Below are 15,138 nucleotides of genomic sequence, written 5' to 3'. Positions count from 1 at the left end.
GCCCCGGCTTCTCCGGTGCCGCCCGCAGCCGGTGGCACCCAGGCGGTGCCCCTCCCTTCCCTCCGCGTCTCCTCCCGTGGACGTGCCATGCCGTCACTCGGCCGGGACCTCATGGCTCGGGCGACCCCGGAACGCCGGTCCACAGCCCCCTGCCCGTCCGTTCGTCTTTCTCTCCCGAAGGGAACCTTCATGCACGACGTTTTCGTCAACTACCGCACGGGCGACGAGGAATCCGCCGCCACCGTGATCGCCCGCGAACTCGCCCGGAGGTTCGGCGACGAGCGGATCTTCTTCGCCAGCAGCTCGATCGACCCCGGACGCCGCTTCCCGGTGGAATTGGCCAGGGCGGTGGAGGGGTGCCAGGCGCTGCTCGCCGTGATCGGTCCGCGCTGGGCGGAGGTGACGGGGGCCGACGGCCGCCCCGCGCTCGAAGCCGAACAGGACTGGACCCGTCGTGAGATCCGGACGGCACTCGACCGCGGGGCCCTGGTGATTCCCGTGCTCGTCGGAAAGGCCACGCGGATCGACCGCACCGTCCTTCCGGACGATCTGCTGGAACTGGCGGACTACCAGTACAGGCGGTTCGACCACCGCAACGCCCAGTCCGACCTGACGGTGCTCGGGGACACCCTCGCCCGGCTGCTGCCCGAGCTGGGCAGGGCGGACCGCGACGGCCGTGCGGCAAGGGAGCGGACGAAGGCGACGTCACGCGAGAAGTCGGCCCGGGACGCCGGGCACACCAGGATGCGTACGCGTGACGTCGAACAGCGCGTGCGCGGCGGCATCGGAAACCTCAACGGCGACCTGTCCGGAACCTTCGTCAACGAGCCGCAGGGGCCCGTGAACACCGGCCGGGGCCGCCAGTACAACGCGCCTCACTTCGAGGGCGACAACACCGGGGTCCAGTTCACGGCGGGCGACAACAGCGGTACGGTCCGCCAGCGCTTCGAGCGCGAGCGCCGGCGCTCGGACGACGGGCGATGACCGAGCGGGACCACATCACCGTCAATGATCCGCACGGCCCCGTGAACAGCGGCAACGGACACCAGTACAACATCTACGGCGCCGGCCCGGACTGGATGCGACGCAAAGGGGTCGAGTCCCTCCGGATCACCCGCGAGGACCGGGTGCGTCTGGCCGACCGGTTCGTTCCCCCCAGGAACTACCGCGTAGCAGCTGACCACTTGGAGAAACCGGGGTCGGTGGTGCTGCTGGAGGGGCCGCCCGGCAGCGGCCGCCGCGCCGCAGCGATCATGCTGCTGCACGGGTTCGGTGAGAACGGGAGCACCGACGAGGACGGGGTGCGGATCGAGGAGCTTCCCGCCACGGCCAAGGAGGACGACGGCGACGAGAAGTTACTCGCCCCTGGCCAAGGAGACCGCTTCCTTCTCGACCTCTCCGCGATCACCGACGAAGAGCAGTACACCGGGGCCCAGCGCCGTCTGGCCGTATACCGGTCCAAGGTCCAGGAGGCGGGGGCCCACATGGTCGCCGTCCTGCCGTCGGTCATGGAGCACCGCCACACGCCGGACTTCGGACCGCACACGGTGAAGCTGGAGCGCCCCCGGGGCGTCGCCGTCCTCACCAGGTACCTCCGCATGGACCGGATGCCCTTCCGGCCTGAGGACTTGAGCAGCGCAGACCTCCAGCCCCTGTGCGACCGCTCCCCCATGCGGGAACTGGCACGGATCGCGGTGCTGGTGAAGACCGCCCGCGACAGTGACCGGTTCGGCGCCGACTTCGCGGCATGGCTCGACCAGGCGATACACGCGGTGACCGACCGTGCTCGTGAGGTGGGCCGGCAGATGACCGAGGTCCGCACCGCGCCCGAGCGGGCCCTTCTGCTGGCGGCGGCAGTCCTCGAGGGAGCTCGCGCTGACACCGTCTACGAGGCATGGCAAGACCTGATGAAGAGGGTGGGCCACAAGGAGGAGGCGACCTCCGCGTTCGCGCAGACGGACTTCGGGGAGCGGTTGAAAGCCCTCGGGATCGAGCGGGCCCCTGACGGACGGCTCCGTTTCGAGCGGCTGGCCTACGCCGACGCGGTACGGACGTACTTCTGGACGAACTTCCCCGGGGCACGCGACGAGCTCAGGGACTGGATCGACCACGCCGCAGGGCTGGACGGTCTGACCACCGACAACCAGGTGGACGTCGTCGTCCGCTTCGGAGAGCGGTCCCTGGCCGCCGGGCGGCCCGACCACCTCTTCGGCCTCGCGGTGCGCTGGGCGACCCGCGTGAACAAGCCATCCGCGGAACCGCGAGCCGTAACGGCCCTCGAACTGGGGCTCCGGCACCAGGAATTCGGCGGGTGGTTCCGCAAGCGGATCTACGAGTGCGTGGCGAGGTCCGGATCCTTGCCCGACGGCCTGGCCCGCGCCCTGACGGCCGCCTGTCACCAGAGCCTCGGCGCGACGCACCCGGATCAGGCGATCGTGCGCCTTCACCACCTCGCCGCACGGAGGGGGGAGGCAGCGCACGGGGCGCGGGAAGCGCTTCTGGACCTCGCCGGCCGCGACCGCCGGCTCTACCGCGTGCTGATCGACCGGCTGCGGAACCCGGCGCGTCAGGAACCGTCCGAGACCAATCCCCATCTCCAGCTGCTCGCAGAGCTGGTGAGGAGCGACCGAGCACCGGACCCGCCCCGCTGGCCGGATTTGTTCCTGGGCTGGAAGACGGTGTTCTCCCAACCGCCGACGGAACTCTGGGAACCGCTGGTGAGCAGTTGGCTGGACACCGTGGCGGATGACCGTACGCAGGACATGGCGCTGGGCGTGATGGTCCGGGCGACGCACGGTCGCACCGCCGCTCTCCACCGCCTCTACGTCATCGCCTGCGACTGGGCACGGTCTGTGCGCCACCCGTCCCGGACAGCCGTCGCCACCCTTTTCTGGCAGCACATCGACCAGGCGCAGTACGCCCGCACGCAGAGTACGGAGCGTGCGGACGCCGAACCACGGACCACGGAAGAGGAACGATGAAACACCGCTTTCCCAGCCTGCTGTTCGTCGCTCTCTGCGGCCTCGCACCGGCTGTGCTCGGAAACCTTCTGGACTGGTCGGCGTTGTTGTCGGGTTTCATGTCCATGGTCACGGCCTCCGGATCCCTGCTGCTCGTGATGACGGTGTTCAGCGGGGGCCGCGCGTCCCCCGACCCGTACGAGTCCGCGGAGCCCGAGCCGCCGGCGGTGCCGACGGAACAGCCCTTCCAGGAGGCACGGGTGATCGACGCGGCGCTGCCGAGCGCGACGAACGGCTACGACTTCCTCTTCTCCGCCACCGTGTGGTGGAGGCCGGTCGCCGGCCACAACGGCCCGTCCGACAGCGCCTCCTCAGCCCTCGCCCTCTCCTCGGTCGTCAGTCGGGCCCTGAAGGTGGTCCGTCACGAGGAACCCGGTCGGGCGAGCTACGCGCGGTACCTCCTGGAGGGGGAGCTGGGCGTACTGCTCCCGGACCTGAGCGGACGGGTGACGGCCATGGCGGCCGATGTGACCCTGGCCCTCGCCCCCGCCGACCGCGAACGCCTGCGGAAGCTGAACGACCTTCGCAAGGACGAGGAGATCTGGGAGTACGAACGCCAGCACGAGCGCAACAAGCGGCGCTACCTCGGCGACGACGTGCTCAAGAGCCCGGGCAGCGCGGTGGTGTGGTGGCTCGCCCGCCACGAGGACGAAATCGAGAAGGCCGTCAACATGATCGGCCCGCTCGCTCAGGTGGCGGCGGCGGCCAACGACGAGGAAGTGCCCGAGCTCTTCCGCCACCTGCTCGTCCCGCCCGTGGGCGTACGGAACGAAGCGACCGTCGGGGGCCCACTGTGGGAGGGGAACGCCCACGGAGGAGGGCTCTTCGACCGCGAGGAGGAAGTGGGGGTCGCGGATCGGCTGCGCCTGCTGCTGACGGCGGCGGGCCTGAAACCGGACATGGACGGGTACACGGTGCTCGCGCACCGCTTCATGCGGTTCTTGAAAACGGAGGGGCTGGACGAGGCCGCCGACGAGATCAGGCGGGCCTTCGGGCTGGCTCCCGACGAGGACCCGGACGGCGAGCCTTCGGGTGAGGGCACCTCCACCAGTGCCTGGCCGCCCCACCCTCTGGCCCCCGAGGGCCCCCCGTTCACCGGCCCGGCCATGGCCTCCGACGCGAGCACGTTCACCCCGCGGGCGGCGGAAGACAGCCCGCACGCTGGAGGCCAGGGCCAGGACTGGTGGGAGAGGAGGGCGGACGACACTCCGTCTCCCCACTTCTGGGACCCGTCGCACACCCCGCACCGGCCCGCCGAACCCGGCCCCCGCGACGAGGACGACGAGAGCGCGGTCTGATTCCGTAGGCGGTCGGCTGCTCCGAGGCTCCCCTTCACCGTGCACCACGGCAGGGGAGCTCTTCCTGTCCGAAGCCGTGCAGGATCCTCATTCCGCGTCGCGTACCTCGCCCGGCGACGGCGGCCGGACTTCCAGGACCGTCGCCGTCCCGCCGGCCACCGCGGTCTCGTACAGCGTGATCCGGTCGCCGGGGGCGAGGTGCCTCCACCGTGCCGCGGTCAGGGGCAGGAGGCGCACCGGAGCCCGAGCGCCGGGCGCGAGCTCGTCGGCGAACTCGGCCCACAGCGCGGCGATGTCCCGTTCGGGCGCGCCGTCGTCCCTCCGGTGGCCGAGGTCCCACATCGGCCGCAGCTCCCCCGCTCCGGACATCGGCGTATGCCGGAAGATCTCACCGGCCGGCCGGAGCACGAGTTCGGCCCGGATGACGCCCACGCGCGCCTCGGCCTCCCGCCACCAGCACCACCGCCGGCTCCGCTCCAACCCCAGCATCCCGGCCACACGCCCGAGCTCCTCCCAGAAGCCCGACGGCGCCGACCACTCGCCGCCCAGCTCTTCCAGCAGGTGGAGCGCGACCTCCCACTCGTCGTGCGCGAGGTACTCCCAGATGTCGGACACCGTGACGTCGTTCTCGGCGGCCACCCCTTCGGGCACCAGCAGCGAGGCGGCCTCGAGCATCCTGACGACATCCACGCACTGATCACCCTCGCGCTCATGGAGCAGGTTCCGGCCGACAGCAGAGTCGGCCGTCAGATGACCATCAAACTCGACCTGCGCAGCCGTCCCGAACCGGACCTGGTGGTGACGACGGCCGATTTCGACGGGGACCACACCTGGTACGCCCCGGAGGACGTGAAACTCGTCGTGGAGGTCGTCTCCCCCGAGTCCGCCCATCGCGATCGCACGGTGAAACTCCGCAAGTACGCGGAGGCCGGCATCCCGCAACTACAACAACCACCGCGCCCTCGGCATCCCGTCGCGAAGGGTCGGCGGCAGCCTCCGCTTCCGTCTCTCCGAAGTTGACAGGTGGCTCGATCAGGAGTGCCCCGTCTCCGCCTGACGATCACCCGTCCTCTACCCCCGGCCTGCGAAAGGAGGTCGCATGACCCGCCGCCCGGCGGGAGTCACCGGCGCCTCAGCGCGCCACGCAGGGAAGGTCCACCCTCAGTGGGAGCCATCAAGGACAAGGGACGGCAGCTCCACCAGATCGCACGCGTGCCGTACGAGGAAGCGTTCCTCATCGGCGATCTCCTCACCACCAGCATCACGATGCTGTCCGGCGAACCGAAGGCCGGTAAGACCCTACTGAGCGCGGGTATGGGCACTGCTCTGCTGAACGGGCACAAGGAGTTCCTGGGACAGCCCGTCCTCCAGCGCCTCGACCACATCGTCTTCGGACTGACCGACGACGGCGCACCAGAAGAGCTCAAGGAGCGCCTGTACGGCGCCGTGCCGGACGGGTCGGTCACAGTCTTTCCCGTCGAAGACCCCGGCGATCCCGGCTACTGGCGGGGCATCCGTGACGACCTGGCAGAGCTGAAGCCCGGCCTCTTCGTCCTGGACAACATCATCGGGGCGCTCGCGCCGGGCGACGACATCTCTTCCCCCGCCGTTGCGCAGCGCCTCATGCGTGATCTCAAGCCGATCAGCGAAGCTGGCATCCCGACGCTCCTCGTCACGCGCACCCCCAAGGGGACCTCGGAGGGCATGAGCGTCGCTTCCTCACCTATCGGCGGACGCTCCTTCGCGGCCGGCGCCCGCGCGCTCAAGGAGGACCTCGACCTGAAGGTCACTGTCAGCCGCGCGTACGGAGACACCGAAGTGCCGGTATGGGAAAGGGCGGAGAGTGGGCCGAAGGTCGTCCACCTGCCGCGTCGCGATACGTCGTGGACCGAGGAACTCATCTCGCGGATCATGCGGGAGCAGCCGGAGGAGAGGTCGTACGCACCGCTGGCCGCGCGATACGCGGCGGAGGTGGGCAGGAGTGCCGAGACCGTACGGAAGCAACTCAAGGACTCCGTCGAACTCGTCGAAGGACGGTGGGTACGGCGGTCCTCTTCACGGGCGGCCTGAGCCGCATTGCTGGTGGTGATGAACCCGCGCCCTTGTAGAACGTGTCACCACCACCAGGCTACCTCGCTCCGCTCGGTAAGCCTCGCTCCGCACTCTCAGACGTGTAGGCGCTGGTCTACGCAGCGGCGTTGAAATGCATCACAACGAAGGGGCCGTTCCATGCCAAGGCGCCGAGCCAGCGGCGAAGAAGGCAACAGCGGAGCGGCCCCGTAGGGGCCGACCTAAGCTTTGTACAGATCAGCGGCGAAACGCAGCGGGCGCGTAGCGCCCGCATAGCGCAGCGGAGGCGCGAAACATCGGCGAACGAGGCGGCGGGGGGCCACCCACTTCGGAGGTTACTTCGAGGAAGCGGCCCCGGAAGGGGCCGATGAGATCGAAGCGCCTATGCGCCATCCTCGTCGCAGTCCGGCGGCTGCGCCGCCGCCAAACTTCCGTTCGCCACTGATCTCATAGTGGCCGCTGACGCGGCCCAACATCCCCGACCTCGCTGCGCACACGCTGTTGATTGAGGGTACGCGCCGCCGTTGGGGATGCTCCAGCTGCTCCATGAGGAGCCATAAGCGCCGCAGTTCGATCAACGCATCAGCACTGGACGACCATCGCGGCGTTTGCTGTCCCTTGACAGGCCATTGCCGCCACCATCGAGCATGAAATCGCCCGTCGATAGCCGCCACGGAGGAGCCCCCGTCTGAACGGCTGGGGCTCCTCTGCCATCTTCCATTTCTACCCTCGGGCACCAGTGACGGTCAGTAGGGCGTCCCAGCTGTTCGACTGACTCAGATGTTCCTCGGTGGCGAACAAATACTTCCAAGTCCCGAACTGCCCAAGTTGGGTCACTTCCTCCGCCCACGACACAGCGGCAGCCTTCTTCGCAAGGACCGATTCGCTGGAAGCCTCCGTGTTTGACTTGCCCTCAACGAGCCAGCGCACACCGTCTTTGTCTATGGCGATGAAGTCCGGGAAGTAGCGAGCGCCATTGTCGAGCTGGATGAAGGTGCCGCTCTGCGACTCAAGCCGCAGCCACCACTCGACCTTGGGGCTGACATCCATCAGCCTGGCCAGCTTGACTTCGGTGGACAGCGCGTCGAAATGGACGACCGGCAGAATCGAGCTATCCCAGCCCGTATAGCCCATGCCCCGGATCACCTTGTCGGTCATCTGCATCTGAGGCATCGTCTGCCCCGGCCACGGCTGGGCAGGAGGCGGGACAGTCACCTTCACGATCTCGTGCTCGACCGTTGCGAGCTTCTGCTTGAAGCTGGAGACCACAAGCCTCTCCAGCTGCGTCAGAGCCAGTTCCGCACGAGCCTCCTCCCAAGGCGTGCTGTCCTCTGCATCAACCTCGATCGCCGCGCCGAGGAACGTACGCACAAGCTCCTGCGCGGCCTCGACCTCGTCAGCCGTGAGCTTCAACTGCGGAAGATTGAGAATCCGCTCTTCAAGGTCATCCCTGACCTTCGAGATCGGCCAGCTACGCTGAGTCGCCACTGCGGACTTCTGGTCCTGCGCTTCCACGGTCACGGTGCCGTCAAGTCCACGCGATGCGTTCAGCGCCTTACGCTTCAGCTCCACCTCTATTTCGTGCTTGAACTGCTTCCCCTTCTCGGCCACAGCTTCGGAGTTGACGAAGGCCAAGCTGTAGGTGTCCGGCTTCTCCAACAGGCGCTTACTGGGGAACGTAATGGGCGGTGCCCCTTCCGCAGGCTTCATGATCTGCTGGGCCTTCTCCTTCTCCACCCCAGCTTCGGCAAGCCGATGTTCCATGTCGGCCATACCGAGGTAGACCGCCTCGGAGGCCTCGGTGCCGAACCCACCATCCCGGACAGGGGCCTCGGCGGTGAACGTCAGCATCCCTTGCATCTCGGTTTCATGGTAAGCGGGCAGAGAGCTTTCACCATCAGACTTGGCTGCGATGCTCGTGCCAGCACCCGAAGTCCCGCCTGTCTCTGCCCTCTGCGGAAGGGTGTGCTCCAGAAGGGCTTCCTTCGAGTCCAGAAGCCGCCGGTACGACTCGTGAGCAATGATGTCAACGCAGTCGACCATCGAGAACCCGACTCGCTCGCCGTAAGGAAGCCGAAGACCACGGCCAAGGATCTGCTCGGTGAGGGTCTGAGAGGCGAGAGCACGACGCGCAACGATCACGCTGATGTTTTTAACATCCCATCCCTCCTTCAACATATCGACGGAAACCACAGCCCGTACCGGAGAGTCGGGCTCCTCGATGCCGGCGAGAGCTTCAAGCGCGTCATCCTTGCTGCCGGAGGTGATCTGCAACACCGCGCCCGGTTCGTCGATGAATCCTGGGCCGGCCAGGATCGCGGCGCTCTCGGTGGCTTCCTCAATGCTCTGACAGACCACGAAGAGGACGGGGTTGACCATGGGCCGCCCATTCCTCTCAGCCCACTCCCGGGTGGTGTCCTCCTTCACCTTGCGCAGATGGCAAGCGTCGGCCAGTTGAGTGCGAACGTCGTTGTGTCCGTCTTCGCGGTAGACGATGACGGGAATCTTGACGAGTTGGTCTGCGATGGCCTCGGCAAGCGAGTATTGGAAGACGACCCTGCCAGGCACCTTGCGGTCTGTTTCGTCAGGAGTCGCCGTCAAGCCCACAAGCGCACGCGGCTGGAGATCGCGAACCGCCTCATGGAATTTCTTCGCATCGCTCCGGTACACGTGATGCTCATCGGCGATGATCACCAAGTCTTCAACCGAACGCAGGTGGTCGTACAGAGCGGTACCGATGAACTCATCAGTCTCGTATGTACTGCGTGAAGTCTTGACAGTTGGCTTGGTCAGGAGCTGAACGTTGAAAATGAAGACCTTCAACGCATCCGGATCACGCATTGCGTCGCCAACACGGCCGCCAGCATAATTCTCCGGCGTGATGACGATGGGCTCGTGGTCGGCGCCTGGCACGAACTTGGGGTGACCAGGGTCGAAGTTGGCAAGCGTCTTCCTCTGAATGGTCCGCCCTGGCGTGACAATCAGGATGTTGCGAACACCTTGATCCGCCAGGTAGTCGATGAGTCCCCGGCAGATGTACGTCTTACCGACGCCGGTTGCCAGGTCGCAGACGACCTCCCGCCCCTCCCCCGCCTGGATCTCCTCGACGACCTTGGCCACGGCGCGACGGTTGGGGTCCCGCAACTCCATACGAGTCGCCAGGTCCTCGATCGCAGCCTGGTCGTATGTGATCCAGCTCAACGCAGCACACGTCCCTTCATGTCCAACAGGTCCTGGGGAGCCTTCTTGATGCGCGAGCCGGGGCTGAGCTTCTCCAGGAGACTTGCCGCCTCGCGCAGGTAACTCTTGGCCACGATGAGAACGCTCTCGTTCTCACACAACGCCTCAACGATCGACTGGACTGTGCTCTCGGCAACAAGCCCATCGACGACCGCCAGACGCCGCCGGCCCTTTCGACCGACAAACGGCGACTCGGAGCCAGGCTCCAGTTCGAAGCCAGGGATCTGCGCACAGGCGGTCTCAGCGAAGGCGTCGCCGACCACCCACGGGGCGAGGAGTAGCCGATTACCCATGCGCTCATACATGGAGGGGGCAACTTCGAGATGACGGAAGCCTCCGCCCTTCTCCCAGCCGACCGTCTTCGAAATTCCGCCGGACTCCTCGCCGTTGACGATGGCGTCAAGCCGCGGACGAATGAATTCGTCGACTGTCCCCGACTCACGCTCGGTCAAGATCCAACGTCGACCCATCTTGTGCGCCACAGCGGCGGTCGTCCCGGAACCGCCGAAACAGTCGAGGACGACATCACCGGGCTGAGTCGCGATCTCGAGAATCTTTCGCAGCAATGACTCCGGCTTGGGTGTCTTGAAGAGTTCAGCTGTCGGTTTCCCCCGGAAAAGCCGTTTCAGCTCTGCCTTCGCCTTGCGGTTGCTTCCGGTTTCTTCGATGTCGGCCCAAAGCGTCGATGGCGGAAGACCGCCCTGCTCCAGTAGATACGTACGCCGTCGAATTCCTTTTCCATTCGGAGTGAACCGGATCTCCCCCGTGGCCATTTTCTCGTTCAGCGTCTCCCGCGCCCACCGCCAGCCGTTCGGGGGGCATTGGATCACATGCCCCTGCGGCGACACGATTTCGTACTGAAGGTTCTTTCGTGGGTTCGGTGAACCAAGCGGATTCCCGTCGAACCAGGGGCCGCGAGGGTCATTGTCCGGATTCGAATAATGTCCGGACTGATCCTCTCGTCGAGCAACCCGGTTCGTAAGCCAGCCCGGAGACTTCCCATACACGTGAATCACGTTATGGTCCACGGAGAACGTCTTCGCATCGTTATTACTGTTGTCCGTGGATCTCCAGATGACGGTTCCCGCGAAGCACGATCGCCCAAAAATCTCATCGAGAAGCACCCGTGCATAGGCTCCCTCGCTATCGTCGAGGTGGACCCAGATGCTCCCATCAGGCGCAAGCAGGTCTCGGATCAGGAGAATCCGGTCCCGCATCATCGTCAGCCAGACTGAGTGCTCGACGCCATCCTTGTAGTGGTCGAATGCCTGACCCGTATTGAAGGGGGGGTCGATATATGCCAGTTTCACCTTGCCGCGGTACTCGTCCGCGAATTCCGGGAGCCTGGTGAGCGCCCGCAGCGCTTCTCCGTTGTCCCCCTGGATCAGCAGATTGTCCGCAGCACGCTTGAGGTCGTCATGTACCTCCCCCACAGTCGCCACATCGCGGAGGAGGCGTGTCTCGGTCACCCGAAAGTCGTCCCGGTCGACCCACTCATAGCCGCCGTCCCGCGTGCTGATGAGCGACCTGTCTTTGTTGATCCAAGTCAGGCTGAGACGCCCCGAGGTGCCCATGTCTTTTCCTCCAACTGTGGTGACTAGAGAAGCGTACCGGGGCGCACTGACAGCGAAGGCGGGCTCGCTGCCCGACCGGAACAAACGCCTCAGCCGCGCGGTCTCATTCTCGACCCTCACCGGCACCGAGGGAACCGTCCCCACCCGCCGCAGAATCGGCCGCCGCGACCACCTCACCGATCGCGGCCGCGGCACTTCTCCTGCACAGTCCCCGGTTTCCGCGCTCGTGGGCACCGTCACTTCATCCGGCTGCGGGGCTGTCAGCGTCACGGAGACAGAGCGCGGTGGAGCCTCCGGTGTCGCCTCGAGCGGCACGGCCATCGTGTCGGCGACCTGGGGCTCGACCGTGACCGTCACCAACCCTCGACGTCAAGCTCAGACACGTCGAACGTCGGAACGGTGCCGGGCTGGCTGATCGCCACCATGTAGCTCGTGAACAGCGTCAGCGCTTCCACCAGGTCCTCTACCGGATCGGGCACGGTGCTCGGCCTCGACGGTGACCACACGGTCATCGCGGATGACGAACGAGTGGCCGGGGACGTCACGCTGAGGGGCATCAAGGGGGACCACTCTGACATCGACGTTCGGGAGCCGGGAGACCGAGACTTTGCGGTCCAGTTGGCCCGCCATCATCGCGGCCGGGAGGAGACGCCAGCGCCGGACGGGTTCCGTCAGGACGAAGCGCAGTGTCTTGCCGGTGTCGTACAGGACGCGTTGGCGCTCGATGCGGGCAGCGACCGTACGGGAGAGCTGTTCGTCCGTGAGGCCCTTCGGTTCCAGCACCGCGCGGATGTACTCCGGGGTCTGGAGCAGGCCGGGAACAAGGGACGGCTGGAAGAGGCGCAGGACTCGAGGACTCAAGTCCCCTGATCTGCTCCTGCTTCTCGCTGTAGCCCATGCGCCGGAACAGCCGCCATGCGGTCGCCTCGGTGGCCTGTGCACGGGCTACGGCGAGGTACTCGGCCTTGATCTCCGACGGCACCTCCAAGGCCGTAAGGATGCGTTCTACGTCCGCCGCCGCAGGGGCTACGCGCCCGTTCTCGATCTTCGACAGCTGGGCCGTCGACATGACGGCGCTGCGGGCAACGGCCTTGGCCCCCTTGCCGGATGCCTGCCGCAGGGCCCGCAGCGCTGCTCCCAGTTCCGTCCGGTTCACTCCCCGTACTTTGCCCACCACTCGGTGAACGGAACGGACGATGCCAGAGCCGTGCTCCGGTAGCCGGCGTACGGAGACTCTTCGGGGGTGAGGAACTCCCTCGAGGCCGCGAAAAACGTCGGGCCGGTGAAGGCGCCGTTGTCGTCGTAGTTGAGGACGACTGGTTCGCTGCGTCGAAGAGCCAAAAGTCCGGCACACCAAACAGGGGGTTCGGCCGGCCGGTAATGTCGAGAATGTGGAACTCCTCGCCCGCCGTCATGTTCGTCAGGTAGCCCCAGCTCAGTTTGTAGCGGAGGTACGGCGTGAGCGGGCGGGACAGGATGTGGACGCGCACCATGCGCTTGCCGCTCTCCGTCGCCTTGCTCACGGTCTCCAACCAGCCAGCGTTGTAGTCCGCGGGCTTGGGCTCTCCAGCGAGGAAGGAGCGGAAGGCGGCGGGGTTTCCGGAATTGCTGTAGTCGTCGAGGGTCTCCAGCCGGAACGCCTCCTCCTGGAAGGTGGAGAAGCGGGCGGCCAGGTCGTTAGATGCGCTGATCACGGATCGCCTTCCGGGTGAGGTCCATCCGGATTTCCACCAGGGCTTCCCCCTCTGGCAGGTCGAGGCCGTGTCCGGTCGGCACGCCCCCTTGCACGATCAGGGTTCCCCTGTCGGTCGCGTACAGGGTGGGACAGTCCCCCCGTTCTCACAGGTCGTGGCCAGCTTCGTCAGCCTCATACGGTTCCCCCTCGTTCCCGTGCTCGGGTGTCCCGTTCATCGTTCCCAGTCGACGGACCGTGTCACAAGGGCTTCGGGTTTCCGGAACGGGAAACCGCTCCCCTCGCCGGGCCGCTCCGTGGCTGCCCCCTCGCTCCCCGCTGGAGCCCCCGGTCAGGGCTTCCGTGAGCCGTCACGAGAGTAAGCACCAAGTCAGCACGCTCCCAGGAAAAGCCCGGAATCCAAAGGAGAAAACAGGAAGGGGCCAAATCCGAAGATCTGGCCCCTGACCTGGGGTTTCTTGCTCTTACCAGCCACTTCAACCGATCAAGGAATCAGGCGTCACACGTTGAAGCGGAACTCCACCACGTCGCCGTCCTGCATGACGTAGTCCTTGCCCTCCATGCGGGCCTTGCCCTTCGCGCGGGCCTCCGCCACCGAGCCGCATTCGACCAGGTCCGCGAAGGAGATGACCTCGGCCTTGATGAAGCCGCGCTGGAAGTCGGTGTGGATGACGCCGGCGGCCTCGGGGGCGGTGGCGCCCTGCTTGATGGTCCAGGCGCGGGTTTCCTTCGGGCCGGCCGTCAGGTAGGTCTGGAGGCCCAGGGTGGCGAAGCCGACGCGGCCGAGGGTGGCGAGGCCGGGCTCGTCCTGGCCGACCGACTGGAGGAGCTCGAGGGCTTCCTCGTCGTCCAGCTCCGCGAGGTCCGCCTCCAGCTTCGCGTTCAGGAAGATCGCCTCGGCCGGTGCGACCAGGGCGGACTGCTCCGCCTTGAAGGCCTCGTCCGTCAGCTCGTCCTCGTCCACGTTGAAGACGTACAGGAACGGCTTCGTGGTGAGGAGGTGGAGCTCGTGGAGGAGGTCGCCCTTCTCCGTGCCCTTGGTGATGCCCTTGGAGAAGAGGGTGTCGCCGGCTTCGAGGATCTTCTTGGCCTCGACGACCGCGGCCAGGACCGCGACCTTCTCCTTCTGGAGGCGGGACTCCTTCGTCAGGCGCGGCTCGGCCTTCTCGATGGACTGGAGGTCGGCGAGGATCAGCTCGGTGTTGATCGTCTCGATGTCGTCCTTGGGCGAGACCTTGCCGTCGACGTGGACGACGTTCTCGTCCTTGAAGGCGCGGATGACCTGGCAGATCGCGTCCGACTCGCGGATGTTCGCCAGGAACTTGTTGCCCAGGCCCTCGCCCTCCGAGGCGCCCCGCACGATGCCCGCGATGTCGACGAAGTCGACCGTGGCCGGGAGGATCTTCTGGGAGCTGAAGATCTCGGCCAGCTTGGCCAGGCGGGGGTCGGGGACGCCGACCACGCCGATGTTCGGCTCGATGGTGGCGAACGGGTAGTTGGCCGCCAGCACGTCGTTCTTGGTCAGGGCGTTGAACAGGGTCGACTTGCCGACATTCGGCAGGCCGACGATTCCGATCGTGAGCGACACGTTGGCGACTTCCCGTAGCTGGAGGGGGCGGCGGCCCGGAGGTGGGCCACCGGACAGTTTACTTTCCGCTGAGCGGCACTGGTTGTACGCGTGTCCGGACCGGGATCCGGGCGCCCTCCCGCCTAGTTTGGTGGGGTGGAGCAATACAGGATGCGTTCGGTACGTCACCCCCGGGGGCCCGCCCCGGTGCCCGCCCCCTCGCGGCGGCCCGCCGCGCCCCGGCGGCTGCCGCGGCCGATGCTGACGGGGCTCGGCGGCGGGCTGTTCGCCTGCGTGGCGATGCTGCTGGTGGCGGGGGTCTGCCGGCTGCTGTTCGGCTCCTCGCTCTTCGCGTACGGGCTGCTGTTCCTGCCCGTCGCCGCCGCGGTCGCCCTGTGGGTGCGGCCGGCGGACCTGGTCACCGCGCCGATCTCGGCCCCCATCGCGTTCGCCGCCGGGGTGTGGCCGGTCTCGGGCGGCTCCGGGGGCTTCGGCGGGCAGCTCATGGGGGTGGTGTCCGCGCTGTCCCTGCACGCCGGGTGGCTGTACGCGGGCACGCTGACCGCCGGGCTGATCGCGCTGGTGCGCCGGGCCGCGCTGAGCGGGCGCCGGCGGGCCGCCCGGCAGCAGCGCAGGACGTCCAGCGCCGCCTACTGACCGGCCCGCCGGCCGCCGC

10 protein-coding genes and 4 pseudogenes are annotated in these 15,138 nt (G+C 66.9%); 6 read left to right on the top strand and 8 right to left on the bottom strand.

Annotated elements, in window-relative coordinates; translation table 11 throughout:
* Positions 1-189: 189 nt before the first annotated feature.
* From ACZ514_RS06990 to ACZ514_RS06980, 3 genes are read left to right on the top strand one after another with little or no spacing between them, the layout of a single operon-like run.
* The gene (locus tag ACZ514_RS06990) at positions 190-984 is read left to right on the top strand and encodes a toll/interleukin-1 receptor domain-containing protein (RefSeq protein WP_469124291.1); all 795 of its coding nucleotides are present in this window, start codon (positions 190-192) and stop codon (positions 982-984) included.
* Entirely contained in the window at positions 981-2,981 is a 2,001-nt protein-coding gene (locus ACZ514_RS06985; protein WP_469124290.1) for a hypothetical protein, read from the top strand. Before ACZ514_RS06990 ends, ACZ514_RS06985 begins: the two co-directional genes overlap by 4 nt.
* Positions 2,982-3,034: 53 nt before the next feature.
* Entirely contained in the window at positions 3,035-4,318 is a 1,284-nt protein-coding gene (locus ACZ514_RS06980) for a hypothetical protein (RefSeq protein WP_469124289.1), read from the top strand.
* An 87-nt stretch (positions 4,319-4,405) separates the two neighbouring features.
* On the opposite strand, the gene ACZ514_RS06975 is transcribed toward ACZ514_RS06980, so the two are convergent.
* Positions 4,406-5,008 (bottom strand): hypothetical protein, encoded by a 603-nt coding sequence (locus tag ACZ514_RS06975; protein ID WP_469124288.1) that lies wholly within the window; start codon positions 5,006-5,008, stop codon positions 4,406-4,408.
* A gap of 6 nt (positions 5,009-5,014) precedes the next feature.
* Here ACZ514_RS06975 and ACZ514_RS06970 point away from each other — a divergent pair.
* Positions 5,015-5,338: pseudogene (locus ACZ514_RS06970) on the top strand (Uma2 family endonuclease); the annotation flags it as partial.
* A 144-nt stretch (positions 5,339-5,482) separates the two neighbouring features.
* Positions 5,483-6,388 (top strand): AAA family ATPase, encoded by a 906-nt coding sequence (locus ACZ514_RS06965; RefSeq protein WP_469124287.1) that lies wholly within the window; start codon positions 5,483-5,485, stop codon positions 6,386-6,388.
* A 723-nt stretch (positions 6,389-7,111) separates the two neighbouring features.
* Here ACZ514_RS06965 and ACZ514_RS06960 read toward each other — a convergent pair.
* From ACZ514_RS06960 to ychF, 7 genes and pseudogenes are all read right to left on the bottom strand, one after another.
* On the bottom strand, positions 7,112-9,538 hold the full coding sequence (locus ACZ514_RS06960; protein WP_469124478.1) for a DEAD/DEAH box helicase family protein: 2,427 nt from the start codon (positions 9,536-9,538) through the stop codon (positions 7,112-7,114).
* A gap of 47 nt (positions 9,539-9,585) precedes the next feature.
* Positions 9,586-11,559 carry a site-specific DNA-methyltransferase gene (locus tag ACZ514_RS06955; protein ID WP_469124286.1) on the bottom strand — a complete coding sequence of 658 codons (1,974 nt, stop codon included), beginning with the start codon at positions 11,557-11,559 and terminating at the stop codon, positions 9,586-9,588.
* Positions 11,556-11,681, bottom strand: a complete 126-nt coding sequence (locus ACZ514_RS06950; RefSeq protein WP_469124488.1) for a hypothetical protein — start codon at positions 11,679-11,681, stop codon at positions 11,556-11,558. The genes ACZ514_RS06955 and ACZ514_RS06950 overlap by 4 nt, the downstream gene beginning before the upstream one ends.
* Before the next feature lie 55 nt (positions 11,682-11,736).
* Positions 11,737-12,144: pseudogene (locus tag ACZ514_RS06945) on the bottom strand (DUF5753 domain-containing protein); the annotation flags it as partial.
* A 91-nt stretch (positions 12,145-12,235) separates the two neighbouring features.
* Positions 12,236-12,358 (bottom strand): annotated as a pseudogene (locus ACZ514_RS06940) (helix-turn-helix domain-containing protein); the annotation flags it as partial.
* Positions 12,355-12,896: pseudogene (locus ACZ514_RS06935) on the bottom strand (DUF6879 family protein). The pseudogenes ACZ514_RS06940 and ACZ514_RS06935, both read right to left, overlap by 4 nt.
* A gap of 498 nt (positions 12,897-13,394) precedes the next feature.
* Positions 13,395-14,483 (bottom strand): redox-regulated ATPase YchF, encoded by a 1,089-nt coding sequence (ychF, locus tag ACZ514_RS06930; protein WP_468169661.1) that lies wholly within the window; start codon positions 14,481-14,483, stop codon positions 13,395-13,397.
* Between the two features lie 150 nt (positions 14,484-14,633).
* On the opposite strand from ychF, the gene ACZ514_RS06925 reads away from it, so the two are divergent.
* Complete coding sequence (locus tag ACZ514_RS06925) at positions 14,634-15,119, top strand: DUF6542 domain-containing protein (RefSeq protein ID WP_468701449.1); 486 nt, start codon at positions 14,634-14,636, stop codon at positions 15,117-15,119.
* The last annotated feature ends 19 nt before the right edge of the window (positions 15,120-15,138 follow it).

It is taken from the genome of Streptomyces sp. NPDC034086, assembly GCF_055575515.1.
This window is presented reverse-complemented; position numbering and strand designations above follow the sequence as displayed.